This window comes from Achromobacter marplatensis, from assembly GCF_049060505.1.
Taxonomy (GTDB): domain Bacteria; phylum Pseudomonadota; class Gammaproteobacteria; order Burkholderiales; family Burkholderiaceae_B; genus Achromobacter; species Achromobacter marplatensis_A.
On sequence record NZ_JBMGRB010000005.1, the window covers coordinates 275,912 to 289,938 of the forward strand.

Here is a 14,027-nt window from a genome sequence, read left to right on the forward strand (position 1 = left end):
GGTGTCAGTCTGAGCTAGCCCGGGTTTTCCGGACACCCGAAGAAGTAGGCAGTACTTGAAGGAGGTGTCCTATGGATAACTCCAACCCTTCAAACAACCTCAAACCGCACATCCACGTTGTCGCTGATCGCCCGCGAATACGGGCACATCTGATGCGCGCCTTCCACCAGCACGCGCTTCTCCTCCTGGCTCAACCCCGGCAGCGACACCGCCAGCAGGACCGCCAGCGCAAAATTCGCCCCGCCGTCGACCTTGCCGAGCGACACGCTGGCATCAATCGTTACTTCCTTGGGCACAACGATGCCATTCGCGGCGCCCGCGCGTTTCATCGCGCCCATGAAGCAGGCGGAATACCCCACGGCGAACAGTTGTTCGGGATTCGTGCCCAGCTTGCCGGACCCGGGCGGGCTCAGTTGCACGTCCAGCGCGCCGTCGCTGCTGCGGCCCGTGCCGTCGCGGCCGCTGGTGGTGTGGGTGTTGGCGGTGTAGAGGACTTCTTCAAGTTGCTTGGCCATGATGGCTCCCGATCATGATGCGGCGTGGCCGCGGGGTGGAATGGAGCCTGCATTGCACCAAGCGTCTGTATCCCGCTTGTGTCGGCGGGCTGGCGGTGTCGCATTGCTGTGTATCGCCAGGGCAACCGGATACGCTGGGATACAGGGCGCTGCACCGATAGCAGCACACATCGCATGGTCAGTACTCCGCCCATTGGAACCCCCGCATCATTTAAAGTATGTTCCGCCCTGCGCGGCATTTCGTCGTGTCGCCAGCTAAATACAAGGACATCATGAGCCGTCTTGCCATTCTGGGCGCTTTGCACGAAGAGATCGCCGACCTGCTTGCCGCGATGGATCCGGGTGCGGCCATCCATCGCATCGCCATGCGCGATTTCCATGTGGGCACGCTATGGGGTACGCCGTGCGTGATTGCGCTTAGCCGCATCGGCAAGGTGGCGGCGGCCGCGACGGCGTCGATCGTGATTCGGGAATTCCAGGTGTCACGCGTGCTGTTCACGGGGCTGGCCGGCGGCTTGCATGCGGATGTGGATGTGGGCGATGTGGTGGTTGCCAGCAGCCTGATGCAGCACGATATGGACGCGCGGCCCTTGTTCGATCAGCACGAGATTCCCTTGTTGGGGCGGGTGCGCTTTGAGGCGGATGCGGGCTTGAGCGCGTTGCTGCACGAACATGCCGGGCAGTTCATCCGGGCTAGGGGCGCGTCGGTGGCGATTGGCCGGGCCACGCTAGCCGTGCCCACCGTCCACCAGGGCCTGATTGCCACGGGCGATGTTTTCGTAAGCCACAACGACGACGCGTTGGCGCTGCGCAAGCGTTTGCCCGATGCGCTGTGCGTAGAGATGGAGGGCGCGGCGATGGCGCAGGTCTGCTACGAATTCGGGATTCCGTTCGCGGTGATGCGGGTGATTTCGGACCGCGCCGACCATGCCGCAAAGACCGACTTCACCGCGTTCCTGCAGAACGTGGCGCGGGTGTACACCGCCGGGATTTTGGAGCCGTTGCTGAAGTCGGGTGCCTTGGCCGCAAACTAGGATCCGCCGCGCACCGGGGGCCTTACCGCGACAGGCGGAGTTCCGCGGATAAGCCTCCACCATCGCGGTTGCTCAAGACGAGCTTGGCGCCCAATACCTCGGCCAGTTGATGCGCGATGGCCAAGCCCAGCCCCGTGCCACCCGTGTCGCGGTTGCGCGAGCCTTCCAGGCGATAGAAGGGTTGCAGCACATTCGCCAGTTCATGCGCGGGAATGCCTGGCCCGCGATCCAGTACAAAGATCGATAGCGACTCGCCGCGTGCCAGGACCTGCACCTCGGCGGCATCCGCGAACTTCAGCGCGTTGTCGATCAGGTTGCCCAGGATCCGGCGCAGCGCATGCGGACGGGTCTGCAAGGGGCCGGCACGGTCGCCCGACAGGCTGACCTGCTTGCCGGTGTCCTGGTAGTCGTACACCAGGCTTTCCAGAAAGGCGGTCAGCTCCACGCGGACCGGTGGCTCGACCTTGCCGTGGGCGCTGCGGGCGTAGTCGATGCCTTCGCGTACCAGCCGTTCGACTTCGTTCAGGTCGTTCGTGAGCTTGTCGCGGTCGACGGAATCTTCCATGAATTCCGTGCGCAGCTTCATGCGGGTTATCGGCGTTTGCAGGTCATGCGAGATGGCGCCCAGCATCTGCATGCGCTCGGCGACGTGCGTGGCGATGCGTTCCTGCATGGCGTTGAATGCGGCGACGGCGTGGGAGACTTCGGTGGGGCCGCGTTCGTCCAGCGCGGGACTCTTGCTGTTCGGGTCCAGCGCTTCGGCGGCCTGGGCCAGGCGTGTCAATGGGCGAACCGCCAGCCGCACGGCCAGCCAGGCGCAGCCGATCAGCAGGACCAGTTGCACCGCCAGCACCACCAACAGCCACGGGGCCGGGCCTATCAGGGAAAGGTGGATGTCCAGGATCACGGGTTGCCCGTCGGACAGCACGACGCGCGCCTGGATGTGCCGGGGATCGTTGGCCATGGCGCGCACGGTGACGGGCCGGGCGGCGCCCAGTGCGGCTTCGATGGTGCGCGCCGCCGTGCGCGCGGCGTCCAGTTCCAGCGGCTGGTCGGCATCGCCGTTGCCCAGCAGATATTCCCGGTTGCCGCTGGACAGGCGCGGGAGCCAGGCGGGGCGTTCGGCGGCAGGCAGTCGGTCCAGGATGTCCATGGCGATGGCGACGTCGCGCTCCAGGTCGCCCAGCATCATGGTTTTGGTGGCGTTGTAGCGTTCATAGAATAACGAGGCGAACGACAGGCCATACGCCAACAGCAGGCCAACCAGGAAGATCAGGAACAGGCGCGCGACCAGCGTGCCGGGCCAGGCGAAGCGGCGCGGGGCGGTGGCGTTCACTGATCGGATTCCGAGACGTCGACGGCGGCCGAGAACACGTAGCCTTCGCTGCGCACCGTCTTGATGTAGCGGGGTTCGCGCGCGTCTTCGCGCAGGCGCTGGCGCAGGCGGCTGACCAGCAGGTCGATGGACCGGCCGAAGAAGTCGGCGTCGCGGCCTTGCGTCAGGTTCAGCAACTGGTCGCGGTTCAGCACGCGTTGCGGGTGATCCAGGAAGACGCGCAATAGCCGGTATTCCGCGCCGCTCAGGGACACGACCGTACCATCGGCGTCCAGCAGATGGCGCGCGGTGGTATCCACGCGCCAGTCGCCGAACGCGATCTCGCGGCCCGGTTCCGTCACCTGGAAGTTGGGCGGCAGCATGCGTGTGCGCCGCAAGATCGCCTTGATGCGAGCCAGCAGTTCGCGCGCCACGAAGGGTTTGACCAGATAGTCGTCGGCGCCCATTTCCAGGCCCAGGACGCGGTCCATGTCGTCGCTGCGCGCCGTCAGCAGCAGGATGGGGATGCGGCGGTGCTTGCCGCTGCGCAATTCACGGCAAAGCACCAGCCCGTCGTCGCCGGGCATCATGATGTCCAGCACGATCAGGTCGACGGACAGGCTTTCCAGCAGCGACCGCATCTGTCGGCCGTCGGCCGCCAGCGTGACGGCCAGTCCGTTCTTCTTCAGGAAGTTGCCGGCCAATTCGCGGATTTCCCGATCGTCGTCGACGATCATGACGTGATCAACGTGATCCATCTGAGGATGCCTTTTCAGGGTGGGAGGACGTGGCGTTCATGATACCGGGGGCAGGGGATCCCGGCGTGGCCGGGTGTTGGTGATCAGCTGGCATTGGAAAGGCTTGGCGGCTTCGGCGGTAAAGCCGCCGAACAGCAGCAACAGCACGGCAAGGAATCGTTTCATCGGAAGGGCTCCGCAGACGGGATGAACGGGTTATAGCGCCGCCGGATCCGGGATGTGTGTCGTACTGTATACGGGCGGGGGGCGGATACATAAGCGGGAAAAAAGCGCGCCAAACCGGCACAAGCCGGATACGTGCCGCGGGTGCAATGGGGCCTCTTTCCAAAGGACACCCCCATGGACCTGATCAACACCCCCATCGCCTTGCTGGCCGGCATGCTGACCATCGCGTCGCCGTGCGTGCTGCCCTTGTTGCCTGTGCTGCTTGCCACGTCGCTTGAACATCCCGGGCGGATGCGCCCCTTATTCGTCGTGTCCGGCTTCGTGCTGGCGTTCGCCGGGCTGGGCATCGCGCTCAGCCTGCTATCCAATCTGAATGCCACGGTGCATGAAGCCGTGCGCTCAACCTCGATCGCGTTGCTGGCCTTGTTTGGCCTGGTCCGCATCTGGCCGCAACCCTATGACCGGCTGATCGCCCGGTTTGGCGGCCCGCTGCAACAACTGGCGTTCAGTGCGGGCGGGGCCGGCGGCGGAAATGCGGGCGGCTTCGTGCTGGGCTTGTCGCTGGGCGCTGTGTGGACGCCCTGCGCGGGCCCGGTGCTGGCGTCCATCCTGGTGCTGGCCGCCAAAGCACAAGACCTGACCCAGTCCAGCACGCTGCTGCTGGTGTTCGCCGTGGGCGCCGGCATCCCCATGCTGGTGATCGCATACGGGGGGCAGGCCATCGCGGCCCGGGTGCGTGGGCTGTCGCGCTACACACACCGTTTGCAGCAGGGCTTCGGCGTGCTGCTGATCCTGACCGCGGCCGCTATTTATTTCCAGTACGACATCCTGGCCTATGCCTGGATCAGCAGTCTTTTCAACTGACCTTCGCAACTGACGTTGCGCAACTGACTGCAAGGAGTTCGACCATGTTTGTTTTCATCAAGAAGATCGCGCTAAGCGCGTTGATTGCTACGTCGCTGGTCGCGTCCGTGCTCCCCGGGGCCGCGCAGGCCGCGGGTACGCCGGTCCCGGCGCCGGAGTTCACGGGCATCGAGAACTGGCTGAATAGCCCACCGCTCACTGTCGCGGCGCAGCGCGGCAAAGTCGTGCTGGTGGATTTCTGGACCTACACCTGCATCAACTGCATTCGCACGCTGCCGTACGTCACCAGCTGGCATCAGAAGTACAAGGACCAGGGCTTGGTCGTGGTGGGCGTGCACACGCCGGAGTTCCCTTTCGAGCGCTCGACCGCCAATGTCCAGAAGGCGCTGGAACGCTTCAAGATCACGTATCCGGTGGCGCAGGACAACCGCTACGCCACCTGGGAGGCCTACCGCAACCAGTATTGGCCGGCGGTCTATCTGATCGACAAGCAAGGCCAAGTGGTCTACCGCCACTTCGGCGAAGGCAACTATGCCGAAACCGAAGCGGAGATCCAGCGCTTGCTGGCTCAGCCGGGCTAGGCGGGGATGGCGAACTGGCCCCCCGTCTGATCCGCGCACCCGTCGCGGATTTTCTCCGGTGCGGGTGGCCTAGCGGCCGGTGTCGGGATAGTTGGGCCCGGCGTCATGGAAGCCGCCGTTGCTGTACGGGTTGGCGGCGCCGGGATGGGGCGGGCCGCCCTTGCCGGGGGCGCACCCCGCAAGCAGCAAGGCGGTGGCCAGCAGGGCGATCAAAGGCTTCAACGAGGATTTCATGGCGGTCTCCTGCGGCTGCCCAAGGCAGGCGCGTTGCGTGCAGCGCATGATGACGATTATAGGGCGGCGCGCTACACATCCAACTCCAGCGTGCCGCAACTCCGGGAGACGCAAACCATCATGCTGCGGTTCGCCGCGCGTTCTTCGTCGCTCAGCACGTAGTCGCGATGGTCCACCTGGCCGGACAGGACGCCCGCCTCGCAGCTTCGGCATAGCCCCTCGCGGCAGGCATGCGGCCAGGCGATGCCGGCGGCTTCCAGTACCTCCAACACGGACTTCCCGGCGGGAACGTGGTAGCTTCCGCCGCTACGGGCCAGGACAAGGGTGAAGCCGGAATTGGGGTCGGCGGCGCTGGTCTCCGTTGCGGCTTCGGCCCCGGCTAGGGAGAAGCGTTCAACATGCAGTTGAGCGGCAGGCAGGCATTGGCGTTCACAGGCCAGCGCTACCGCGTCCATCAATGGCCCGGGTCCACAGCAATAGACATGGGAGCCCGGTTGCAGGACACCGGTCAGATGCGGATCCAGATCGCATCGCGCGCCGCCTTGTTCATCGTCGAAATGCAGACGAAGACGGTTGGCATGGGCCGACAGCTCATTCAAGAACGCGGCGTGCTTGCGGCTGCGCGCGCAGTACAGCAGCGTCCACGATTCCCCGCGTTGTTCGCACGCGAAGATCATGCTCAAGATGGGGGTGATGCCGATGCCGCCCGCGATGAAGTGATGGGCGCCGGCCTGGGGGTGCAAGCCGAAAAGCGAGCGGGGCTCGCCGACGGCCAACAGATCGCCTTCGCGCAGCGTGTCGTGGATATGGCGCGACCCTCCGCGCGAATCGGAGGCCAGCCCCACGCCCAAGCGGTACACGCCACGGTCGGCAGGGTCGCCGCACAACGAATACTGGCGGATCAGCCCGTTTCCCAATTTCACGTCGACATGGGCGCCCGCCGCATAGGCAGGTAAATCGGCGCCGTCGGGACTGCACAGCAGCAGCCCCAGCACGCCTTCCGCCTCGCGAGTGATCCGGCTGATGATCAGCGGCCGCATGTCAGGCGACCTCCCGGTTGGCGGCAATCGGGATGATGCCGGCTGCTTGTTGCCGCTCCTCTTCAAGCCGCCGGGAGACGACCCAGCGGAATTGCGACAGGGCGGCGTCGACGGACAGCGGCACCATCTTGAAGTCCGGCGCCAGCGACAAGGAGCGTTGCTGCGCCGTGATGATGTCGCGGTCTTCGTCGAAAGCGGCAACCACGCTTTGATGGATGGACGCGGTGACTTCAGGCCGGTCGATCGCGAAATTGTGCGGATGCGCAAAGAAGTAGTGGGTCGAGTTTTCCGTTTCCGGCGTCAACGCCTGACAACCCCGGAATTCGGCGGCATCCACACGCTGGCCTTCCTGCGCGCCGGTGCCGGTGGGGGCCATGCCGGAATCCATCAGCAGGATGCCGGGGAGGGTGAAGTTGTAGATGTTCCAGCGGTCGACTCGGCCCGGCCATTGCTTGACCTTGGTGGCGAAGGCGGGGGCCTCCGTGTCGATGGTCCAGCGCGTGATGCGCACGCCGTCAGCCAACCTTTCGACTTTGGGCGACACGGCGGCGTAGTCTTCGCTGCCGCCCAGCGTCGTGGGGTGCACGAACGGTAGATGGGAGAAATCCAGAAGGTTGTCGGCGATCAGCAGATAGTTGACGTCATAGTGGATGTAGCCGTCCTGACTGCGCCAGTCGGGATGGTCCAGCCATTGCGTGTCGGGGATCAGGGCCGTGTCGGCGCGTGCCGGATCGCCCATCCAGATCCAGATCCAGCGATGCCGTTCTTCGACGGGGAATGTGCGCACGCGGGCCTGCGGCGGAATGCGGGGCTGAGCGGGCGCCTCCACGCAGGCGCCCGTCGCATCGAATTTCAAGCCGTGATACAGGCAGCGCACGCAGTCGCCCTCGCGTCGCCCCACGGACAGCGGCGCGCCACGGTGGCAGCAGCGGTCTTCCAGCGCCACCAGCCGGCCGGCGCTGTCGCGGTACATCAGCACGGGAACGCCGATGATCGTGCGCGAGAAGAGGCTTTCCGCGCTGACTTCCTTGTCCCAGGCGGCCACATACCAGGTGTTTTTGACGAACATGATCGATTCCTATTGCACGTAGCGCCACGCGCCGTTCTTGATCTGAACCATCACGGCGGCGCGTGCGTCGTAGCCGACGTGGTCGCGGGCCGACATGGTGGATATCCCTTGCGACGTCACGACGTCCCGGGTGGCTTCGAGCGCGTCGCGCAAGGCCGACCGGAATTCGGCGGTGCCGGGTTTTGCCGTGTCCCGCGCAGCCGTCAACGCCTGTTGAAGCACGATGCTGGCGTCCCATGCATTGGCGGCGAACACCGACATGGAATCCTTGCCGTAGGCGGCTTCGTAGCGTTGCGTCAGGTCGGTGGCGACCGCGCGGATCGGGTTGGCGGCGTCAAGCTGGCTTGCGACCACCACGGGGCCGACGGCGAACACGGCCCCTTCGGCATCTTTGCCGGCGATGCGCAGGAACTCGCGGTTGGCGATGCCGTAGGTCTGATAGATGCCGCCCGGGTAGCCCCGTTCGCGCAGCGACTTCTGGGGCAACGCGCCAGGTGTGCCCGATGCCGCCACCAGGATGGCGTCCGGGCGCGCGCCAAGGAGCTTCAGCGTTTGGGCGGTGACGCTGGTGTCGGTCTTCACATAGCGTTCAGCCGCCACCAGCTTGATGCCGGCCTGTTCGGCCTGCATGCGGGTTTCGGCCAGCCAGCTGTCGCCGTAGGCATCCGCAAAGCCGATGTAGCCCAGCGTCTTGATGCCTTGAGCCTTCATATGGGCAACCGTGGCGGCCACCATCAGGTTCTCGTTCTGGATGACCTTGAATACCCATCGCCGTTGCGGGTCCATCGGTTCCACGATCTTGGCGCTGGCGGCCAGGCTAAGTAGCGGCACTTGCTTTTCTTGCGCGATGGGCACCAGCGCCAAGGTCGCGGGCGTCACCGAAGCGCCGAGGATCACGTCTACCTTGTGTTCGTCGACCAGTCTGCGAAAGGCGCGGGAAGCCTGGGTCGTGTCGGAGGCGTCGTCCAGGACGGTGTAGCGGATCGCCTCGCCGCCCAGTTCGCGCGGCAGCAGGTCGATGGCGTTTTTCGCCGGTACGCCGAGCGACGCGGCGGGCCCGGTCAGCGACAGCACTACGCCCACGTTGATGTCGGCACTGGCGGGGCTACAGGAAAGCAGGGCGCAGGAAAACAGCGCCCCTGAAGTGAGGCGGATACGGGGTTTCAAGATTTGTCTCCTAGTCGGAACGCCGATCTGCGCGGCGCTTGACAGCAAGATAGGCAGATGCGGAATATGCGTCAATGTCATAGGCCTAATACTGGGAATGCACCTTATGCATAACGAGAAGTTCGACCTGAACCTGCTTGCCGTTTTCGACAGCCTGCTGCGTGAACGTAGCGTGACGCGCGCGGGCGAACAGCTGGGTTTGTCGCAAAGCGCGATGAGTCACGCGGTTAACCGGCTGCGGTCGTTTTTCGATGACCCCTTGTTCGTGAAGACGGGGCAGGGCATGCAACCCACGCCAAAATCGGAAAGCCTGGCGCCCACGGTGCTGGACCTGATGGCGACGATACGCGCGCAGATACTGTCCCAGGCCCAGTTCGATCCTGCCGTGGCCAGGCGCGCGTTCACGCTGTGCATGACAGACATGGGCGAACTCGTGTTCTTGCCGCCGCTGATCAGGCGCTTGCGCAAGCTGGCTCCGCATTGCACGTTGCGGTCGCGGCAAGTGCCGGTTCCGCAGATCGAACCCCTGCTGGCCTCAGGCGAAGTAGACCTTGTGCTGGGCTCGTTGCGGGCCGCGCCGTCCGGCTTGTTCCAGCAGCAGCTATTCATGCATAAGTTCGTCACGCTGGTCAGCGTGAAGAACCTGGAGGTGGGCGACACGATGACGCTGGAGCAGTTCCAACGAATGCCGCAGATCGTGGTGACGTTGGCGGGGCGTTCGTCCGAGGCTTATGACAGCGCGATCGAAGAGCAGGGAATCACACGCAACGTCTTCCTGTCGACGCCGCATTTCCTGGTCGTGCCTTTGCTGATCGACCAGCACCCGGACCTGATTGCGACGGTGCCCCAAGAATTGGGCAATGTGTTCGCCGGCTACGGGTCGGTCCGGGTGCTTGAACCGCCCATGCCTTTGCCGTCATTCGCATTGCGGCAGCACTGGCATCCGCGCTTTCACCAGGATCCCGCCATCGTATGGCTGCGGGAGCTCGTGAAAGAGACCTTTGACGCGTATCCGTTGATACCGGACTAGCCGGTTCTGACCATGAACGCGCTTCCCGGCGGTCAGCTGGCCACCGTTTTCCGTTTGGTCCGCGGTTGGTCGCAGCGCTGCCGGTACGCGTTCACCGCCGGGGAGTCGGCCAGCTGGAAATAGGGATGCGGATACTGCGCTTCCCGCATCGCGTCGTGCAGGCGCCGGCCCCATACGCACTGCGCCTGGGCTTCGTCCCACAGCCGCTCGGCCTGTTCCGGTTGGCCGTGCCGCCACAACGTCAGGCCGTAGTCCGCCACGATTTCTTCGTTGCGCGGGATGCGACGGTACGATTCGCGCATCAGGCGCAGGCCCTCTTCGGTGTTGCCCCGCAACGCTAGGATCCAGCCCAGCGTGCCCTGGTTGTAGGGGTTGGGGCCAGCGCGGCGGATGGACTCGCGCACTTGCGCTTCGGCCTGCGGTAGAAAGTTGGGGAAGTCCGCCAGGTAGTAGGCGATTTCGTTGTCGTAGTCCGCGTCGCCTGGGCGTTGCGCCCGTCCGCGCTTGGCTTGTCGTTGCTGCAGAAGCTGCGCATCGGCCAGGGCGAAGGCGGGCATGGCCAACAGCCGTTCCAGGTTCAGGCGGTCTTGCACCAGCGCCGTGTCCGGGCGTTGCAGCGATTCCGGAAAACGCCACTGACGCGCGCGCAGTACCCATTGCCGGGCTTGGTCTTGCTGGCCGGCCATCAACAGCAGGTGGGCCAGGTCCAGCTGTTGGCGTGGCGTGTCGGCGCAACGCATGGCGCCGATCGATTGTTCCGCGCCTTCCAGGTCGTTCCGGGATAGCTTCCGGTTGATGGCATCCAGCTCGCCGAAGCAGGCGCGGTTGTCGGTCGTGCGGGATTCGATGGACAGCGAGATGCTGCCTGCCGGCATGTTGTGGCTGAAGTAGGCCGTCGCGCCCTGGCGGGTGGTGTAGCCCAGGTCGACCCATTGCTCGCCCCAACGCTGGCGCAGCGTCAGAATGTAGGGCCACGCGGGCAGCGGTTCGTTGTCGCCGCTGGAATGCAGCTGGAAGAAATGGCCCCATGGGCCGTCGCCGATGCGCCGGATCAGGGTGAAATCAGCGGCGGCGTGCGGTTGCGTGGTCCAGACCCAGGCGGTTCGGCCCTGTGCGTCGGTGACGCCATGCAGGATGCCGTCGCCGCTGGGCGTGCCCTGGATCGCGTCGTTCTTGGCGGTCAGGAACAGGCGGTACGGCGTGTTGGCGGCGGGCTGGAAGGTGTCGCCGTCGTACAAGCCAAGCGTCAGGCTGCGGCCGTGGCTGCCTTCGCCGTATTCGGGCATGCCGGCCGGGGGCGATGCGGTGCGGGCGGTGGTCTTGCTGGGGGCCGGCGTGTCGGCGGCATGCGCGGCGGGCGGCATCAGGCATAGCGCGGCGGCGAGCACGAGCGCGGTGATCGGAAGGGGCTGCAAAGGCGTCATAAGGACTGCTTGGGATACCGCGGAGTGGGCGTGGCGGGATTGTGCACGACAACGCGCGCCGCGGCGAATCCGGCGCAGGTGGGGGCTGTTGCCCCCAAACACTCAGGTCAGTTCAAGCGTGCGGGCGGACGGGGGTTCAGCCGCCGCCATGCTCCAGGCGATAGAACTGCTGGCTGGCAATCAGCGTGGCGCCGCAGGATGTCTTCATGCCTTCCAGCGCGGTGCGCCGGTCGGAACTGACGCCCGGCGCGCCTTCGACGATGACGTGCTGGCCCGCGCAGGTGGGGCAGGCGACGCGGTCGCCCAACCGGGCCATGGGCTGGCCGAAGATCATCACGCTCTCGTCGCCGGTGACGACCACCCCGCCGTGCGAGGTGCGGTCGCCCTTGCGTATTACGGATCGCTCTGCCATGGCGGTACGGGGCTCCGGAGGGTTGGTAAAAAGTGCTTACAGGTAGGTGCCGTCCGGCGCCATCCTGGGGGTGCCGATCACGAAGGTGCCGTCGGGCGCCATGCGGACCGGGCCATCGCCGCCCAGGTATCGGCCGTTGGGCGCGCGCTGCGGTTTGCCGGCCACATAGGTGCCGTCGGGGGCACGCGTGATGGGGCCGCCGTCGCCGACGTAGGTGCCGTCCGGGCAGCGGCGGGGCGTGCCGTTGATGAAGTGACCGTCAGGCATTTGATGGAAGGATTTGTTCATCGCGTTTCCTTGCGTGCGGGAACACGAATCATATCCAGGGTGCGTGATGCGCTTTGTAATAGGACGTGTCATCTTCGAACGTAAGTGCTGGACAGATATGGGATCATCGGGCCTCTTTCGGGCGGTCGCACCCGCAAGCGGGTGGCCGCGATCTTGCCATTCATCAAGACCAATATGACCGATATCGACACATTGCTGGAGCCCATCCCGGGCGATGCGCCTTGTGGCGCCGACATGGTGTTCTCGGCCGAGTTCGACGCCATCCGCGAAGCCCGCCGCCAGGACGATCCGCATCTGGACCAGGGCGATTGGATCATCGACATCAAAGAGGCCGACTGGCCGCACGTGATCCGCGTCTGCACCGAGGTGCTGCGCGACCGCAGCAAGGACGTGCGCGTGGCGGCATGGCTGGCCGAAGCCTGGGCCAAGACGCGCGGCTTTGCGGGTTTGCGTGACGGATACCTGCTGCTGGATGGCCTGTGCCGCCGCTATTGGGATGGGCTGCATCCCGTGCCCGAGGATGGCGACGTGCAACAGCGGGTGGGGAATCTGGCCTGGCTGCTGTCGCGATCGCAGCAGCTGATCCGCGAATTGCCGCTGACCCAATCCGAAGGCGGCCGTTTTGGCGCGGCGATATGGGAAAGCGCGGCGCAGTTGGCCAACGCGGTCAAGCGCACGCCGCAGCACGCCGCGGACCTGACGCGCGGCAAAGTCACCATGGACCAGTTCGACGCCGCGCGCCGCGATACGCCGCCCGCGTTCTATTCCGAACTGGAAGCCAATTTGCAAAGCTGCTTTGCCGCGGTCGACGTGCTGGAACGCACGCTGGCCGAATACCTGGGCGACGAGGGGCCGGCCTTCTCGCCGGTGCGCGACGCGTTGAAGGACGTGACCGCGCTGGTGCACCGCTTTGCCCGCGAAGCCGGGCTGCTGGTGCGCGCCGACCTGGCGCCGTCCGCGTCCGCAGCGACCGCGCCGGGAATTCCTCCCGCCGCCACGCGATTGGAGCCTTCCTTGTCCGCCGCCAACCCACCGACCGAATCCACCGGCTTTGCCGCGCCGGCTCGCGGTCCGCTGCAAACGCGTGATCAAGCGCTGGCGCAATTGCGTGAAGTGGCCGAGTTCTTCCGCCGTACCGAGCCCCACAGCCCGGTGGCCTACCTGGCCGACAAGGCCGCCAGCTGGGGCGAGATGTCGCTGCACCTGTGGCTGCGCACCGTCGTCAAGAACGGCGAGGCGCTGTCGGGCTTGGAAGAACTGCTGGGCGTGCCGAAACCCTCCGACAACAACGGCTAAAGGCGGTGTCGTCCCGCCCAGGCGGCGGGGCCGCCGGGCGCTAGCGGCTGGCCCGGAATTCGATGCGGCGGTTCTTCGCGCGGCCTTCCGCCGTAGCGTTCGTCGCCACCGGCTGGTCAGGGCCCGCGCCCAGCGTTTCGAAACGCGCGGGGGGCAAGCCCTTGTCCACCAGATAAGCCCTGACCGCATCCGCGCGCGCCTGGCTTAGCGCCAGGTTGGTGCTGCGGCTGCCGGAACTGTCGGTGTGTCCGATGATCTGCACCTTCTCGCTATGCAGCTTGGGCACCACGTCGGCCACCAGGTCCAGCAATTCGCGCCCGCGCGCGGTCAGCGTGGTGCTGCCGGTTTCAAATTCCACGACGCGGTTGGTCAGCACCTTGTCCAGCAGGCCTTGCTCGTCTTTGCTGGCGGACACGCGCAGGCCGTTCACGATCTTGTACGTCGGGTTCAGCGAGGTGGCGAAGGTGCTGGCGATCTGCTGGCGGGATGCCTCGTTCTGGACTTCGCCGCGCAGGCGGATCTGTGTGCCGTCGATTTCCAGCTGGCCGCGATTGATCTGTTTCAGGGGCGGCCCGATCAGCTTGCCCACGTGTTCGGACCAATTGGGCGGCGCCACGACGCCGCCCACGTCGATCTGGTCGATGACATTGCCCACGCCGTAGACCTGCTGCAGCCGCGCCAGCACGTCGGCCTTGGTGGCCTCGTCGGGCACGGAACCGCTGGCGACCACCTGGCCGGGCTGCGGCACGACGTTGGCGGGAACGACCGTTGCGCCGTCCTGCGCCGCCGCGGCGCATGAAAACAGCGCCGCCATGATCAGGAGAGAGACACGCAT

Annotated in this window: 17 protein-coding genes; 5 read left to right on the forward strand and 12 right to left on the reverse strand. The window is 65.6% G+C overall.

Annotation, left to right across the window (positions count from 1 at the left end):
• Positions 1 to 89 precede the first annotated feature (89 nt).
• Positions 90 to 515 carry an organic hydroperoxide resistance protein gene (locus ACI0FO_RS15000; protein ID WP_416027787.1) on the reverse strand — a complete coding sequence of 142 codons (426 nt, stop codon included), beginning with the start codon at positions 513 to 515 and terminating at the stop codon, positions 90 to 92.
• A gap of 272 nt (positions 516 to 787) precedes the next feature.
• Between ACI0FO_RS15000 and ACI0FO_RS15005 the strand changes: the two genes are divergently transcribed.
• Positions 788 to 1,549, forward strand: a complete 762-nt coding sequence (locus ACI0FO_RS15005) for a 5'-methylthioadenosine/adenosylhomocysteine nucleosidase (protein WP_416027789.1) — start codon at positions 788 to 790, stop codon at positions 1,547 to 1,549.
• Between the two features lie 22 nt (positions 1,550 to 1,571).
• On the opposite strand, the gene ACI0FO_RS15010 is transcribed toward ACI0FO_RS15005, so the two are convergent.
• Genes ACI0FO_RS15010 through ACI0FO_RS15020 form a run of 3 tightly spaced genes read right to left on the reverse strand, consistent with a single transcriptional unit; the run spans position 1,572 to position 3,787 of the window.
• Positions 1,572 to 2,885, reverse strand: a complete 1,314-nt coding sequence (locus ACI0FO_RS15010) for a sensor histidine kinase (protein ID WP_416027791.1) — start codon at positions 2,883 to 2,885, stop codon at positions 1,572 to 1,574.
• Positions 2,882 to 3,622: a response regulator gene (locus ACI0FO_RS15015; RefSeq protein ID WP_416027793.1), complete on the reverse strand. Its 741-nt coding sequence runs from the start codon at positions 3,620 to 3,622 to the stop codon at positions 2,882 to 2,884. Before ACI0FO_RS15015 ends, ACI0FO_RS15010 begins: the two co-directional genes overlap by 4 nt.
• 36 nt (positions 3,623 to 3,658) lie before the next feature.
• Positions 3,659 to 3,787, reverse strand: a complete 129-nt coding sequence (locus tag ACI0FO_RS15020) for a hypothetical protein (protein ID WP_255410185.1) — start codon at positions 3,785 to 3,787, stop codon at positions 3,659 to 3,661.
• 174 nt (positions 3,788 to 3,961) lie between these two features.
• Here ACI0FO_RS15020 and ACI0FO_RS15025 point away from each other — a divergent pair, with 174 nt between their 5' ends.
• Positions 3,962 to 4,651, forward strand: a complete 690-nt coding sequence (locus ACI0FO_RS15025) for a cytochrome c biogenesis CcdA family protein (protein WP_416027795.1) — start codon at positions 3,962 to 3,964, stop codon at positions 4,649 to 4,651.
• Between the two features lie 44 nt (positions 4,652 to 4,695).
• Positions 4,696 to 5,232, forward strand: a complete 537-nt coding sequence (locus ACI0FO_RS15030; protein WP_416027797.1) for a thioredoxin family protein — start codon at positions 4,696 to 4,698, stop codon at positions 5,230 to 5,232.
• Between the two features lie 69 nt (positions 5,233 to 5,301).
• Here the strand turns inward: ACI0FO_RS15030 and ACI0FO_RS15035 are convergent, their stop codons facing one another.
• From ACI0FO_RS15035 to ACI0FO_RS15050, 4 genes are all read right to left on the reverse strand, one after another.
• The gene (locus ACI0FO_RS15035; protein WP_416027799.1) at positions 5,302 to 5,466 is read right to left on the reverse strand and encodes a hypothetical protein; all 165 of its coding nucleotides are present in this window, start codon (positions 5,464 to 5,466) and stop codon (positions 5,302 to 5,304) included.
• A 71-nt stretch (positions 5,467 to 5,537) separates the two neighbouring features.
• Positions 5,538 to 6,506 (reverse strand): PDR/VanB family oxidoreductase, encoded by a 969-nt coding sequence (locus tag ACI0FO_RS15040; RefSeq protein ID WP_416027800.1) that lies wholly within the window; start codon positions 6,504 to 6,506, stop codon positions 5,538 to 5,540.
• A 1-nt stretch (position 6,507) separates the two neighbouring features.
• On the reverse strand, positions 6,508 to 7,575 hold the full coding sequence (locus ACI0FO_RS15045) for a Rieske 2Fe-2S domain-containing protein (protein ID WP_416027802.1): 1,068 nt from the start codon (positions 7,573 to 7,575) through the stop codon (positions 6,508 to 6,510).
• A gap of 9 nt (positions 7,576 to 7,584) precedes the next feature.
• Entirely contained in the window at positions 7,585 to 8,742 is a 1,158-nt protein-coding gene (locus tag ACI0FO_RS15050; protein ID WP_416027804.1) for an ABC transporter substrate-binding protein, read from the reverse strand.
• A gap of 106 nt (positions 8,743 to 8,848) precedes the next feature.
• Here ACI0FO_RS15050 and ACI0FO_RS15055 point away from each other — a divergent pair, with 106 nt between their 5' ends.
• Complete coding sequence (locus ACI0FO_RS15055) at positions 8,849 to 9,772, forward strand: LysR family transcriptional regulator (RefSeq protein WP_416027805.1); 924 nt, start codon at positions 8,849 to 8,851, stop codon at positions 9,770 to 9,772.
• A 32-nt stretch (positions 9,773 to 9,804) separates the two neighbouring features.
• Here ACI0FO_RS15055 and ACI0FO_RS15060 read toward each other — a convergent pair whose 3' ends face one another.
• The 3 genes from ACI0FO_RS15060 to ACI0FO_RS15070 all read right to left on the reverse strand — a co-directional run bounded on the left by ACI0FO_RS15060 (position 9,805) and on the right by ACI0FO_RS15070 (position 11,896).
• Positions 9,805 to 11,196 carry a tetratricopeptide repeat protein gene (locus ACI0FO_RS15060; protein WP_416027806.1) on the reverse strand — a complete coding sequence of 464 codons (1,392 nt, stop codon included), beginning with the start codon at positions 11,194 to 11,196 and terminating at the stop codon, positions 9,805 to 9,807.
• 136 nt (positions 11,197 to 11,332) lie between these two features.
• Positions 11,333 to 11,608: a PAAR domain-containing protein gene (locus tag ACI0FO_RS15065; RefSeq protein ID WP_105557034.1), complete on the reverse strand. Its 276-nt coding sequence runs from the start codon at positions 11,606 to 11,608 to the stop codon at positions 11,333 to 11,335.
• A 36-nt stretch (positions 11,609 to 11,644) separates the two neighbouring features.
• The gene (locus ACI0FO_RS15070) at positions 11,645 to 11,896 is read right to left on the reverse strand and encodes a hypothetical protein (protein ID WP_105557033.1); all 252 of its coding nucleotides are present in this window, start codon (positions 11,894 to 11,896) and stop codon (positions 11,645 to 11,647) included.
• Positions 11,897 to 12,070: 174 nt separating this feature from the next.
• Between ACI0FO_RS15070 and tssA the strand changes: the two genes are divergently transcribed.
• A complete protein-coding gene (gene tssA, locus ACI0FO_RS15075; protein WP_416027809.1) occupies positions 12,071 to 13,192 on the forward strand; it encodes a type VI secretion system protein TssA in 1,122 nt (373 codons plus the stop codon).
• 40 nt (positions 13,193 to 13,232) lie between these two features.
• On the opposite strand, the gene ACI0FO_RS15080 is transcribed toward tssA, so the two are convergent.
• Positions 13,233 to 14,027 carry an OmpA family protein gene (locus ACI0FO_RS15080; protein ID WP_105557032.1) on the reverse strand — a complete coding sequence of 265 codons (795 nt, stop codon included), beginning with the start codon at positions 14,025 to 14,027 and terminating at the stop codon, positions 13,233 to 13,235.